Below are 11,794 nucleotides of genomic sequence, written 5' to 3'. Positions count from 1 at the left end.
TCGCGTTGCTCCTGTTTGGTTCAACCGTCAACGCTTAGTTGGTGATTGAGCCGGGGCTGAGCATCGCGAGGACCCGTGTCGAAATCTCTGAGGTGGTCACCATCCGTCGTCGGCTGTCTGAGGTTTCGACACGTCTCGTCGCTTCGCTCCTCGTCGGCTCAACCATCTTAGGGGGGCTTGCCGCTTGGCTTCCCGCCGGCTCAACCACCGTGGGGGGTTTGTTGCTTCGCTCCTCGTCGGCTCAACCACCGTGTGCACGAGCGACATCGGCGTGTTCCCGCGACTATGTGCTCACCCTTCGGTGGCCGCGGCCTGGCGCTCGGCGATGGTGACATCCCCGGCCGACCAGCGGGTGGTGGGGACCTCGCGCACCACGACGCGGATGTTGGCGACGGGGGCATCGAGGGTGCGGTGTGCTGCCATCGTCAACTCGTGCATCAATTCCCGGATCTGTTCCGGGGTGCGGCCCTGCGCGATGGTCACGTCGATGAACGGCATGTCAGCCTCCTGCCAGGGTGATCGAACCCAACGAGGTGAAGTGGGCGGCGACGCGGCTGCCGGGGGCGACGGCGACAGCGTCGGTCATCCCGCCGGTGAGCACCACCCATCCGGCCTCCAGGGTGACGCCCCGAGCGCCGAAGGTGTTGGCGGCGAAGGCGAGTGCCTCGGCGGGATGGCCCAGAACGGCCGAACCGGTGGCGCTGTCGACGATGTCACCGTCGACCTCCAGCAGGCAGGCCTCCAGGCTCAGGTCCACCTCGTCGGGGCGCTTGAGCACCGGGCCGGTCACATAGGCGCCCGACGAGTTGTTGTCGGCGACAGCATCTTCCAGGGTGAACTTGAATCCGGAATAGCGACTGTCGATGATCTCGACGGCCGCGGTCACGTATTCCACTGCGGCGAGTGCCTGCGCTGCGGTGACGCCCGGTCCGGCCAGCGGCCGGCCGAGGACGAAGGCGATCTCCGGTTCGGCCCGCGGGTGGATGAGCTTGCCGCGCGGAACCGGCAGCCCGGCGGGCAGGGCCATCGCGTCGGTCAGCCAGGCCACTGACGGCTTGTCGACACCCATCTGCTGCTGCTTGGCGCGTGAGGTCAGACCGAGTTTGATGCCGGTGACGGTCTCGCCATGTGCGCGGCGATCGGCGAGGGCGATGTCCTGTGCCGCATAGGCGACGTCGAGGGTCAGACCCGGCCATTCGGCCTGGATCGAGGTACGTGAGGTCTGCGACCGCTCGGCGGTCAGCAGGATCTCGGCGACGCGCGCCGCACTCCATGCCGGTGCGGTCGGGTTCTGCTCGGTCACTTGTCGGTTCCTTCCATGACTGCGGTGACGCTGTCGAGGCCGGCGATGGTGGCGACGACGGTGTCGCCCGGTTGGATCGGGACCGCCCTGGTCATCGAGCCCGGCAGCACCACATGCCCGGGTTCGAGGGTCACGCCCAACGGCCCCACCGTGTTGGCCAGCCACACCAGCGCGTTGAGCGGGGAGCCGAGGACGGCTCCGCCGGCTCCGGTGGCGACCAGCTCGCCGTTGACGTGCAGGTTGCATCCGGCGAGCCGGAGGTCGACGTCGGCGAGTTTCGACGGCTTGGACCCGAGGACCACGCCGCCCGACGACGCGTTGTCGGCGATGGTGTCGAAGATCCCGATCTTCCAGTCGGTGATCCGGGAGTCCACGATCTCCAGGGCGGGCAGGGCGAACTCGACGGCCGCGGCGGCCTCGGCGACCGTCACCCCGGGTCCGCGCAGCGGCCGCGAGAGGACGAACGCCACCTCGGGCTCGATACGCGGCTGGATGAACGTCCCGGCCGGGATCGGCGCATTCTCCAGGTGGAACATGCTCGCCGTGAGATGCCCGAAATCGGGCTGGTCGACCCCCATCTGGCGTTGCATCGCCCGCGAGGCGAGGCCCACCTTGTGACCTTTGACGGTGTCGCCGTTCTTCTCCCAGTCCTGCACCTGTGCCAGTGCGATCTCATACGCGGCCGACAGGGGTGCGTCGGTGAACTTCGGGGTCAGCGGGTCGATCGGGGTCATGCTGCGATAGGCGCCGAGGAGGGCGTCGGCGGCCTCACGGATCGGATCGTTCACGGGTGCGCTTTCTTCTCGGTCAACAGGGTTCCGGCGGATGAGGGGTGTCCGATGGACACGGTATTGCGTCGGGTGTTCGGGACACGGCACGATGAACCACTGTGCGGCCAGGACGAACCCAGAAGCCCGGCGCGGAGCTCGGGGCGGTGGCGCGGGCGATGCGCATCCTCGACATCGTCGGCGTGGCCGAGCACGCACTCGGTGTCTCGGAGATCGCGCGGCGCGCCGACATCTCCAAGTCGAGCGCCCAGCGGATCGCACTCGAACTCGTCGAGGGCGGTCTCCTCGAACGTGACGGAACGCGATACCGGTTGGGAATCCACGTGTTCGAGCTGGGCCAGCGTGTACCACGGCGGCAGGGCGTGCGCGATGCGGCCGCCCCGTTCATGGATGATCTGCGCGAGGCCACCGGGCACACGGTACACCTGGCGGTGCTCGACGACGACGTCGTCATCTATCTCGACGTGCTGAACAGCCCCACCGCACCGCCGCTGCCCACCCGGGCCGGAGCGCGGTGGCCGGCGCATGCCACGGGGATCGGCAAGGCCATCCTCGCGTACTCGCCGGCGGACGTGGTCGCGCGGATCGTCGCCGGTGGCCTGCCGAGGATCAGTGAACGCACCATCACCAATCCGGGGATGCTGAGCGCCGAACTGGCCCGAATCCGTTCCCGCGGAATGAGCTACGACCTCGAGGAGTCGAGGCCCGGCGTCGTGTGCGTGGCGTGTCCGGTGTTCGGCACCGGAGGCGGGGTGGTCGCCGGTATCTCGGTGTCGGGGTGGCACAACCGGATCAACCTCGACGAGTCGGTGGCTGCCGTGCGGACGGCCGCACTCGGCCTGTCCCGGCAACTCGGTGCGCCGAGTCAGGGTCGAGATACCGAGCCCGAACATTGACCACCTCACCCGGCGACCGCGTGCAGGGTGGGATTGCCCACCTCCACCGGGGCCGGGGCGGGCAGCGCGGACCCGAGGGCCTTGGTCACCGCGCCGGCCGCACTGATCACCGAGCGGCGGAACTCGTGTTGTGCGGCGGTGAAGCGTGACACGGGTGCGGTGATCGAGATCGCGGCCACCACCACACCCATCTCGTCACGGATCGGGGCGGCCACACAGTGGACCTCCGAGATTGCCTCGCCGAGATCGTAGGCACATCCCTGACGCAGAACGGATTTCAGCTCGGCGTGCAATGCGGACGGATCGGTGATGGTGTTCGGGGTGAGCCGGCGCAAGGGGGCGTTGGTGACGTTCCGGTCGATCTCGGTCGGGTGGCAGTGGGCGAGCATGGCCTTGCCCACCGCACTGCAGTGCGCATCGAGATGTGCACCGATCCGGGCGCCGGAGACATTGATGACGTGATTGCCGACCACCTTGTCGACATACATCACCCGATAGCGGTCGAGGATCGCCAGATGTGTGGTCTCGCCGTACTTCTCGGAAAGGTTCTGCAGAATGGGCGCGGCGCAGGTCTTGACGTCGACGGTGCCCTGCAGGGTCTGGTTGAGTTCGACGATCCGCCATCCGATCCGGTACCGGCCCCGCGACCGGCACTGCAGCAGTCCGATGTCGACGAGGGATGCGAGCAGGGCGTGCGCACTGGATCGGGGGAGGCCGATCTCGTTGGCCACCTCGGACACGCCCCATTCGGGGCGACCCACCGTGAACAGGTCCAGGACGGGACCGATCTTCTGAACGGTCTGAAGTGCTGCCATGACCGACCTTTCTTGATCCGGTGACGCGGGGTTGGCTGCCACTATGGGTTGCGTCACGCCAGGTGTCTACTGTTTTGTGCCGCAGAGCGGCACGCTGGGGGGTGTGGTGCTAGTCCTGTTCGGAGAACAGGATGGTCGCGCCCCCGGTGGCGAAGTTCTCCACGTCACCGGTCGCGGCCTGCCCGGCCGGCGACGACAGGGCGGTGAGCGCAGCCGACCTCGAATCGAACATCAGATAGGCGATTGCATACGCCGATGGTGCTGAGCCGTCCGGGAATTCACACTTTCCCCAGCTGAACCGCCGAACGTCGGGAAGCGCGTCGACGAGGGGCAGGTGCTTGGTGCGGTAGTACTCGTCGAAGGCCGCGGGATCGGTCGGCTGATCGTAGATGACGGTGATCACGTACATGGTTCTCCTCGGTTGTTCGGGTATCACGGACGGCCACGATGCCAACCGCTGTGATCTGGCACACTATTGATCGAGGAGGCGCCAGAGAATGACCGAGAACGCACCGATCGTTGCCTCTGCGTGCACCGACGCCGGTGATCTCCCGAACACCGTGGCCGTGAACACGCGCGGTCTCTCCGTGTCGCAGAGCCGTGAGGTCTGGTCGGAAGCGGTCGATTCGGCCTATTGCGACATGGACGTGGACTGGCCGCGGCCGCTGTCGGCGTTCGCGGCGGCGATCGTCGCACGCCCGATGGGGGAGGTGTCGGTGAGTGTGGTCCGTGCCGATCCGCACACGGTGCACCGGACGCCGGCGATGATCGCCGCCGATCCCACCGACGATCTCCTGGTGTGTCTGATCACCAAGGGGTCGGCGAGCATCGTCCAGGGCCGGCGGGTCGCCGTCCTCGACTCCGGGGCCTTCGGGTTCGTCGACGCCGCGGACCCCTTCGTGGTGACCGGGAACACCCCCTTCGAACAGGTGGTGCTGCGCATGCCCCGCAGCCAGATGTCGGCCCGGCTCGGGCGGTCGTTGGAATATTCGGCCGCACAGCGCATATCGGCCGATTCCGGGATGGGCCGGATCGCGTCGCGGCTGCTGGTCGACCTCGCCTCGCACGATGATCGGCTCGACTCCAGGGCGGGTGCGACGGTGGCGTCGGCGACCCTGGACGTGCTGGCCGCGGCCATCGACCAGACCGGCGCCGTCTCCCTCACCGACCGTGCGCATCACGAGGATCTGCGTCGGGTGCAGCGGACCATGCTCGCCCACCTCGACGATCCCGACGTGACCCTGACCGACATCGCCCGCGACGTGGGTATCTCGGTGCGGTACCTGCACAAACTGTTCGCCACCGCGGGAACGACGCCACGTAACTGGCTCTACACCAAGCGTTTCGAGCGAGCCCAGGCGATGCTCTCCGACACGGATCTGCCGGTCGGGGAGATCGCCGGATCGCTGGGGTTCCGTGACGTCGCACATTTCAGTCGGGCCTTTCGGCGGCACTGCGGCTCCAGTCCGACCGGATACCGGGCGCAGCACCGGTAGGGGGTGGTGCGCTCGGCCGGGTTGCCGCCCGGCCGAGCACAGCGGGTTGTGGGCGGGCATCGTCGGGTCAGAAGCCCCAGTTCTCGTCGTCCTGCAGCTCCAGTGCACGGAAACTGCCGGTGTAGAACAGCAACGGCCGGCCGTCGTCGAACCACAGCTCCTCCACCTGACCCACATGCAGGGTGTGGTCCCCGGCGGGATGGGAGGCGGTGACCGAGCACGACAGGTGTACCAGCGCGCCGTCGAGAAGGGGGACACCCTTGCGCCAGGTGAACCGCACCAGATCGGGTTCGGTTGCGGCGCCGGCGAAGTGCAGCGACAGCGGTTCCTGGTGTCCGGCGAGGATCGACACCCCGTAGCGTCCGGTCTCGGTGATCTTGGCGTTCATCCGGGCGCGGTTGGCGATCGAGACCAGTACCAGCGGCGGGTCGAGGGAGACCGATGTGAAGGCGTTGGCGGTCATCCCGTGAACCGATTCCTCGTCGTCCCCCTCGGCGGTGGTGACGATGGTGACGCCACTGGCGAAGCGGCCCAGGGCCTTCCGCATCCGCAGTGGCGTCGGGTCGAGCTCCGCGGCAGCCGGCTGTGCAGGGGTGGGGGTCATCGTCGTCACCGCCGGTCCCACACGATCGTGAGATCGTCGTTGTTGATCAGGTCGGGTCGGGTCCAGCCGTCGACGTCGTACTCCGACATGCACTGTTCGGCGAAACCCTTGAGCGCCAGGTCCTGACCGCTGGCCTGGTAGGCGAACAGGGTCTGGAAGCGGACGGCCTCGTGGTCGCCACCGTAGTTGCGTTCGTAGAGCTCGTGGCGCCCGCCGAACTCGGTGCCGACCGCGTCCCACAGCAGTTTCAGCAGCTGGACGCGATCGATCGCGGCGATACCGTTGGAACCGCGCACGTACTGGTCGAGATACGGTGCCACGTCGGGATTCTTCCAGTCGTCGGCATGGGAGTTGAGGTAGATCAGCCCGCTGCCGAGGACCTGCTGGATGATCTCCTTGATCCGGGGATAGCCGACTCCCATGAAGGTTCGATAGGCCAGGCCGTAGTTGATGTTCGGCTGCACCGCACCGTTGACCCACGGGTCCGGCGACTTGGCCATCGCATCGGACAGGCCCCAGAACATGTCGCGCCAGTTGAGGATCTCGCCGATCTGCATCTGCACGCCGCGGAACCCGGCCGAACCGGTCATCTCCACGCCCTTCATCACGCAGCCGGCGATGAAGTCGAGCTTCACCGCGAGCCGGGCACAACCGTGGAACATGAAGCGGTTCAAGAAGCCCGACTTCATCACGAAGCCGTTGGTGGTCTCGACGTCGTAGGCGAAGACGTTCTCCCACGGCACCAGTACGCGGTCGAACACCATGATCGAGTCGTTCTCGTCGAACCGGCTCGACAACGGGTAGTCGAACGGGGTACCGGTGACCGCGGCATTCATCTCATAGGAGGTGCGGCAGAACAACTTCAGCCCGGGAGAATCCATCGGGACCGTGAAGATCAGGCCGAATTCCTTCTTGCGCAACGGGAGCCCGTAGTGGGCGATGAAGTTGGCATTGGTGATCGCCGATCCGGTCGCGACCACCTTGGCCCCGGACACGATCAGTCCCGCATCGGTCTCGTCGACGACATGTACACAGACATCGGCGGTTTCGTCGGCGGGCTTGTCCCGATCGATCGGCGGGTTGACGATCGCGTGGTTCAGGTAGAGCACCCGCTCCTGCGACTTCTTGTACCAGTTCAGCGCGTTCTGCTTGTACTCGCCGTAGAAGTCGGCGTTGGCACCCAGGGTGCCGAGGAAGGAGGCCTTGTAGTCGGGGGAGCGGCCCAGCCAGCCGTACACCTCACGCTGCCAGGTGGCGATCGCGTCACGGGCCACCACCAGGTCGTCGGCGGAATGGGCGGTCTTGAAGAACGGGTGGGTGAAACCTCCGTTGCCGGTGTCGGTGGGGACCGACAGTACGCCCTGAGCTGCGGGTTCGTGCAGGGCGTCGTACATCCGGGCCACCGAGCGCGCGGAGTTCCGGAATGCCGGATGGGTGGTGACGTCGTCGACGCGCTCGCCGCGGATGTAGATCTCGCGACCGTCGCGCAACGATTCCAGATACTCCGCACCGGTCATCGGGCGCACATCGTTGGCGACTCCCGCGGTCGTCCGTTCGGCGAGGGGTGCAGTGGTCATCGGTTCCTCCTGGGATGGTCGCGCGGTGAGGTGACGCGAGGGGTCGGCCCCACGGCACTTACCGTGCGGCACTTGCCTTGTGGTGTTTCCGAGGCAATGGCTTCTCGCGCGGGACGTGTTGCGCGGTATATGGTGGCGGTGCCACGTCCCTGTGACGTAGAACACTAGAACCGGGAGGTGTGGCACAACATGGCTGAGCGCGCACGGTCTTCGGACTCTGCGCGACGGGAGCGCGAGAGCGTCCTGTCGCTGCGCACAAGAGAATTGGACCTCGGCGAGGGTCGGAACGAATGGCGGGCCGCACTGGGCTCGCTGTACGCGGAGATGGACGTCGACTGGCCCTCGACGCGGAATGGGGTGGCCGGCCGTTCGGCGATCTGCACGTGAGCACCATCCGGTGCGACGAGCAGACGGTGATCCGGTCCCCGGCGATGATCAGGTCCGACTCGTGCGCCGATGTGCTGGTCTGCGTGGTCACCGACGGGGTGGTGCAGATCGAGCAGGCCGGGCGGCAGGCCGTCGTCGCGGACGGCGCCTTCGCCCTGCTCGATCTGGGTGCACCGTTCGTGTTCCACTCACCGTCTACCTTCGGTCAGGTGGTGGTGCGGGTGCCCGGTGAGCGGGTGGCCGCCCGGATCCCCGGCCTCGCCGACCGCTGCACCGGACGGGCCTTCGACGCCGGGGCCGGTTCGACGGCGATCGTGGGGCGGCTGCTCACCGACATCGCCGGCCAGGATCTGCCCACGGCCACCGCCGCCCCGTTCGCGGCGTCGGTGATCGAGATGCTGTCGGCGGCGGTGCTCGATGCGGGTGTGGGCAACGAACCGCTCGACGGGCACCGGGCCCAGGACATGGCCCGGGTGCAGCGGGTGATCGCCGACCATCTGCACGACGCGGATCTGACCCTGCCCGACGTCGCCCACCTGAGCGGGATGTCGTTGCGGGCCGTGCAGAAACTCGCGAAGGGGGTCGGTGCCACACCCAGTGACTGGCTCTACGGTGCCCGGATCGAGCGGGCCAAACACCTGCTGCGGACCACCGGCGACCCGGTCTCGGTGATCTGCGAGCAGGTCGGATTCCGGGACCTCTCGCATTTCGGACGGGTCTTCCGACGTCAGACCGGGACCAGCCCGGGCCGCTACCGTGCGCAGGAGATGTGACGCACGCCGGTGACCCGGTGCCGTCGGGTCAGGCGTGGCCGGGGCCGACCGGTTCCGGTGTGGCCGATCGCGGCCGGTCGAGTCGTGCGGTGAGCTTGTCGCCCTCGATGTCGAGGTCGGGCAGGATGCGGTCGAGCCATCGTGGTAGCCACCACGCGTTGTCGCCGAAGATCGCCATGACCGCCGGGACGAGGGTCATCCGGACGAGGAACGCGTCGACCACGATGCCGAAGGCGAGGGCGAAGCCGACCTGGGCGATCATCGGGTCCGGGTTGTAGACGAATCCGGCGAAGACGCTGATCATGATGATCGCCGCGGCGACGACGACGCGGCTCGCCACACCGAACCCGCGGACCACCGAGTCACGTCCGGTGTACCCGTGGACGTGGGCCTCCTTCATCGACGAGACGAGGAACACCTCGTAGTCCATCGCGAGTCCGTAGAGGACACCGGTGATGATGACCGGCAGGAGACTGAGCACCGGTGAGGTGGCGTCCATCCCGAACAGCGGTTGCGCCCAACCCCATTGGAACACCGCGGTGGTCGCGCCGAAGGTCGCGGCCACCGACAGCAGGAAACCGACCGTGGCCTTGATCGGCACCAGGACCGATCGGAAGACGGCGAGTAGCACCACCAGCGAGAGACCGACGACGACGGCGATGTAGAGCGGGAGCACGTCGGTGAGGCGGTCGGAGACGTCGATCGCCAGGGCCGAGAAACCGGTCACCCCGATCGTCACACCGTGCGCGTCGGCGAAGGCACCGGCGCGATCCCGGATGCCGGTGACGAGATCACCGGTCTCCTGCGAGGTGGGTGTGGTGTCGGGGATGACGGAGAACACCGCGGTGGTGCCGTCGGCGGAGAGTCCCTCGAGGGAGGTCGCGGTGACCCCGTCGATCGCGGCGAGGTCGGTGTGGATGCCGGCGAGCCGGGCCGGCGGGGATGGGTGCGGGCGCGGAGGCGACGACGACGAGCGGCCCGTTGTATCCGGGTCCGAAACTCTCGTCGACGACGTCGTAGCTCTGTCGTTGCGGGGTGTCCGGGTGATAGCTCGCGCCCGACGGCAGGCCGAGGTCCATGGCCGGCATCGGGGCGGCGAGGATGCCGCCGATCACGAGCGCCCCCAGGGCGGCCACGTAACGGTGTTTCACGAGCATCCGTGACCAGCCGTTGGCGACCCTGTGCACCGAACCGTTCTCGTGCGCTGCCTGCGCTGTGGCCCGGGCGCCGGCCGAGCAGATTCGTTCGCCGACGAATCCGAGCAGGGCGGGCAACAGGGTCAGGGCGGAAAGCACCGCGATGACGACCGTCGCCGCGGCGGTGAGCGCCATGGTGGTGAGCAACTGGATCTGCACGACGGTGAGCGCCAGCAGGGCGATGACGACGGTGGTGCCCGCGAAGAACACCGCACTGCCCGCGGTACCGATGGCGCGCCCGGTGGCCTCGTGGGCGGTGAGGCCCTGGTCGAGGATGAAGTGGCGTTGCCGGTTCACGATGAACAACGCGTAGTCGATACCGACCGCCAGTCCGAGCATGAGTCCGAGCACCGCGGTGAGCGAGTGCATGGGGACAAACGAGGAGATCGCGAATGCGCCGCCCACGCCGACGGCGACACCCGACAACGCCGAGGCCAGCGGGAGACCGGCGGCGACGAGCGAGCCGAGGGTGACGATCAGCACGAGCGCGGCGATCACGATGCCGACGATCTCACCGACACCGACGAGCTCGGGGCCGGCGACCATCGTCGACGACGGCAGCACGTCGATGTCCTCCCGGCCGGCCGCGGTGGCGGCCACGGCGATCGTGTCGTCGATCGTGCCCTCGGGGAGCTCGAATGTCTGTGCGTCGAAGGTGAACTGGAAGAGCGCGGTCTGTCCGTCCGACGAGATCAGGACCCCTGGGACCGGCGCGTCCTGGATGACGAGCGGGGTTGCGCCGGCGGTGGCGGCCCCGCCCGGTGTCCCGGTGGTCTGTGTCTGTGTCTGGGCCTGTGCGATCGCGGCCGACGCCTGGAGCAGCCGGCTGTCGGGGCCCTTGGCGACCTCGGCTGCCATCGCCTTCCGCACGTCGATCACGTGCTCGGTGCGGTAGACGCGGTCGACCGCGTCGAGGAGTGCGATGAGTTTTCTGCCCTGGTCGACCCGCTGGTGGTCGGTGCTGTGGAACGCGAGGATGCCCTGACCGCCCGAGGCTTCGGGGAGCCGCTCGGTGAGGTCGTCGATGACCTCCTGCGCGGGCGTTCCGTCGATCCGGATCTCATTGCTCAGCTGTGGCGGGCTCACCACCATCACGCCCGCGATCCCGACGATGATCAGCGCCCAGATCCCGGCCACCCACCATCTGCCGACGAACGCACTCCGTCCCCATCGATACAGCAACGACGACATCTGATGTCCGGCCTCTCTGTGGTGGGCGCCGGCCGCCTGTCCGTGCCAGGGGAACGGCGATGCAAAAGTGATAGTCAACTATCGCTGCGGGAGTCTGCTATCACTTGTGGGGGGTTGTCAAACGCTGACGGGAGATGGTGGGTATGGATTCGCCCGCGCTACGGGTCGATGCGATGGCGAGTGTGACGAGGATCGTCGACGCCGCCCGGCAGGTGTTCTCCGCAGGTGACGGCTCCGGGACGCTGAACCGGATCGCCAAGGAGGCCGGGGTGGGAATCGCCACGCTGTACCGGCATTTCCCGAATCGGGAGGCGCTGGCGATGGCGGTCTACGACGAGGTGTACTCCGCCGAGATCCAGCCGATCTTCGAGCAGTTCGAACGCACCGATGCGCCCAGGGAGATCTTGTTGCAACTGGGGGAGCGCCTGCTCGAGGTGTTCGACCGTGAACGCGGACTGGCGGCGTCGCTGGGCAACGTCGCCACCGCCACGCGGACGCTGATGCGACGCAACATGGTGACGATCGGCCCGGCGGTCGCACGTGCGCAGGCGGCGGGGAATCTGCGGGCCGACATCGTCGCCGACGACATCCCCAACCTGATCACGATGATCGCCGCGGGGTTCGGGTCGGTTCCGCCGGGGCCCGAACGGCGCCGGTACCTCAGTCTGTTGCTCGACAGTCTCAATCCTGCTCAGGCCCAGCCGTTGCCGGTGATCTGAGGGTCGGGGAGGCCTGGCCTGCGCCGCACCGGGCCGACGACACGGCGGT

Annotated in this window: 14 protein-coding genes; 5 read left to right on the top strand and 9 right to left on the bottom strand. The window is 67.6% G+C overall.

Going from position 1 to position 11,794, the window contains the following annotated elements:
- Positions 1 to 291: 291 nt before the first annotated feature.
- From GD1_RS15905 to GD1_RS15895, 3 genes are read right to left on the bottom strand one after another with little or no spacing between them, the layout of a single operon-like run.
- Positions 292 to 498 (bottom strand): tautomerase family protein, encoded by a 207-nt coding sequence (locus GD1_RS15905; RefSeq protein WP_020789814.1) that lies wholly within the window; start codon positions 496 to 498, stop codon positions 292 to 294.
- 1 nt (position 499) lies between these two features.
- A complete protein-coding gene (locus GD1_RS15900; RefSeq protein ID WP_059038169.1) occupies positions 500 to 1,303 on the bottom strand; it encodes a 2-keto-4-pentenoate hydratase in 804 nt (267 codons plus the stop codon).
- The gene (locus tag GD1_RS15895) at positions 1,300 to 2,037 is read right to left on the bottom strand and encodes a 2-keto-4-pentenoate hydratase (protein WP_174519062.1); all 738 of its coding nucleotides are present in this window, start codon (positions 2,035 to 2,037) and stop codon (positions 1,300 to 1,302) included. Before GD1_RS15895 ends, GD1_RS15900 begins: the two co-directional genes overlap by 4 nt.
- 155 nt (positions 2,038 to 2,192) lie before the next feature.
- On the opposite strand from GD1_RS15895, the gene GD1_RS15890 reads away from it, so the two are divergent.
- Complete coding sequence (locus tag GD1_RS15890; RefSeq protein WP_244882786.1) at positions 2,193 to 2,987, top strand: IclR family transcriptional regulator; 795 nt, start codon at positions 2,193 to 2,195, stop codon at positions 2,985 to 2,987.
- Between the two features lie 5 nt (positions 2,988 to 2,992).
- On the opposite strand, the gene GD1_RS15885 is transcribed toward GD1_RS15890, so the two are convergent.
- Together GD1_RS15885 and GD1_RS15880 are read right to left on the bottom strand one after the other, a co-directional pair.
- Entirely contained in the window at positions 2,993 to 3,802 is an 810-nt protein-coding gene (locus tag GD1_RS15885; protein WP_059038166.1) for an IclR family transcriptional regulator, read from the bottom strand.
- Between the two features lie 109 nt (positions 3,803 to 3,911).
- A complete protein-coding gene (locus tag GD1_RS15880; RefSeq protein WP_059038164.1) occupies positions 3,912 to 4,211 on the bottom strand; it encodes an EthD family reductase in 300 nt (99 codons plus the stop codon).
- 88 nt (positions 4,212 to 4,299) lie between these two features.
- Here GD1_RS15880 and GD1_RS15875 point away from each other — a divergent pair, with 88 nt between their 5' ends.
- Positions 4,300 to 5,298: an AraC-like ligand-binding domain-containing protein gene (locus GD1_RS15875; protein ID WP_059038162.1), complete on the top strand. Its 999-nt coding sequence runs from the start codon at positions 4,300 to 4,302 to the stop codon at positions 5,296 to 5,298.
- A gap of 67 nt (positions 5,299 to 5,365) precedes the next feature.
- Here the strand turns inward: GD1_RS15875 and GD1_RS15870 are convergent, their stop codons facing one another.
- Both GD1_RS15870 and GD1_RS15865 read right to left on the bottom strand, forming a co-directional pair.
- The gene (locus GD1_RS15870; RefSeq protein ID WP_059038175.1) at positions 5,366 to 5,902 is read right to left on the bottom strand and encodes a flavin reductase family protein; all 537 of its coding nucleotides are present in this window, start codon (positions 5,900 to 5,902) and stop codon (positions 5,366 to 5,368) included.
- 5 nt (positions 5,903 to 5,907) lie between these two features.
- Complete coding sequence (locus GD1_RS15865; RefSeq protein WP_053778382.1) at positions 5,908 to 7,479, bottom strand: 4-hydroxyphenylacetate 3-hydroxylase family protein; 1,572 nt, start codon at positions 7,477 to 7,479, stop codon at positions 5,908 to 5,910.
- A 189-nt stretch (positions 7,480 to 7,668) separates the two neighbouring features.
- Between GD1_RS15865 and GD1_RS25680 the strand changes: the two genes are divergently transcribed.
- Both GD1_RS25680 and GD1_RS15860 read left to right on the top strand, forming a co-directional pair.
- A complete protein-coding gene (locus GD1_RS25680; RefSeq protein WP_307190350.1) occupies positions 7,669 to 7,866 on the top strand; it encodes a hypothetical protein in 198 nt (65 codons plus the stop codon).
- Entirely contained in the window at positions 7,815 to 8,639 is an 825-nt protein-coding gene (locus GD1_RS15860; RefSeq protein WP_373855334.1) for a helix-turn-helix domain-containing protein, read from the top strand. The genes GD1_RS25680 and GD1_RS15860 overlap by 52 nt, the downstream gene beginning before the upstream one ends.
- A 28-nt stretch (positions 8,640 to 8,667) precedes the next feature.
- Here the strand turns inward: GD1_RS15860 and GD1_RS25475 are convergent, their stop codons facing one another.
- Both GD1_RS25475 and GD1_RS15855 read right to left on the bottom strand, forming a co-directional pair.
- On the bottom strand, positions 8,668 to 9,480 hold the full coding sequence (locus tag GD1_RS25475) for an MMPL family transporter (protein ID WP_244882783.1): 813 nt from the start codon (positions 9,478 to 9,480) through the stop codon (positions 8,668 to 8,670).
- Positions 9,431 to 11,026, bottom strand: a complete 1,596-nt coding sequence (locus GD1_RS15855) for an MMPL family transporter (RefSeq protein ID WP_244882781.1) — start codon at positions 11,024 to 11,026, stop codon at positions 9,431 to 9,433. The genes GD1_RS25475 and GD1_RS15855 overlap by 50 nt, the downstream gene beginning before the upstream one ends.
- 143 nt (positions 11,027 to 11,169) lie before the next feature.
- On the opposite strand from GD1_RS15855, the gene GD1_RS15850 reads away from it, so the two are divergent.
- Positions 11,170 to 11,745 carry a TetR/AcrR family transcriptional regulator gene (locus GD1_RS15850; RefSeq protein WP_059038161.1) on the top strand — a complete coding sequence of 192 codons (576 nt, stop codon included), beginning with the start codon at positions 11,170 to 11,172 and terminating at the stop codon, positions 11,743 to 11,745.
- Positions 11,746 to 11,794 lie beyond the last annotated feature (49 nt).

This window comes from Gordonia desulfuricans NBRC 100010, assembly GCF_001485495.1.
In the GTDB taxonomy this organism is placed as follows: Bacteria; Actinomycetota; Actinomycetes; order Mycobacteriales; family Mycobacteriaceae; genus Gordonia; species Gordonia desulfuricans.
This window is presented reverse-complemented; position numbering and strand designations above follow the sequence as displayed.

What these genes read in the sequence shown, in the direction of transcription:
- GD1_RS15905 (WP_020789814.1), bottom strand. Translation starts at nt 498, where the DNA reads ATGCCGTTCATCGACGTGACCATCGCGCAGGGCCGCACCCCGGAACAG.
- GD1_RS15895 (WP_174519062.1), bottom strand. Translation starts at nt 2,037, where the DNA reads ATGACCCCGATCGACCCGCTGACCCCGAAGTTCACCGACGCACCCCTG.
- GD1_RS15885 (WP_059038166.1), bottom strand. Translation starts at nt 3,802, where the DNA reads ATGGCAGCACTTCAGACCGTTCAGAAGATCGGTCCCGTCCTGGACCTG.
- GD1_RS15880 (WP_059038164.1), bottom strand. Translation starts at nt 4,211, where the DNA reads ATGTACGTGATCACCGTCATCTACGATCAGCCGACCGATCCCGCGGCC.
- GD1_RS15875 (WP_059038162.1), top strand. Translation starts at nt 4,300, where the DNA reads ATGACCGAGAACGCACCGATCGTTGCCTCTGCGTGCACCGACGCCGGT.
- GD1_RS15870 (WP_059038175.1), bottom strand. Translation starts at nt 5,902, where the DNA reads ATGACCCCCACCCCTGCACAGCCGGCTGCCGCGGAGCTCGACCCGACG.
- GD1_RS15865 (WP_053778382.1), bottom strand. Translation starts at nt 7,479, where the DNA reads ATGACCACTGCACCCCTCGCCGAACGGACGACCGCGGGAGTCGCCAAC.
- GD1_RS25680 (WP_307190350.1), top strand. Translation starts at nt 7,669, where the DNA reads ATGGCTGAGCGCGCACGGTCTTCGGACTCTGCGCGACGGGAGCGCGAG.
- GD1_RS15855 (WP_244882781.1), bottom strand. Translation starts at nt 11,026, where the DNA reads ATGTCGTCGTTGCTGTATCGATGGGGACGGAGTGCGTTCGTCGGCAGA.
- GD1_RS15850 (WP_059038161.1), top strand. Translation starts at nt 11,170, where the DNA reads ATGGATTCGCCCGCGCTACGGGTCGATGCGATGGCGAGTGTGACGAGG.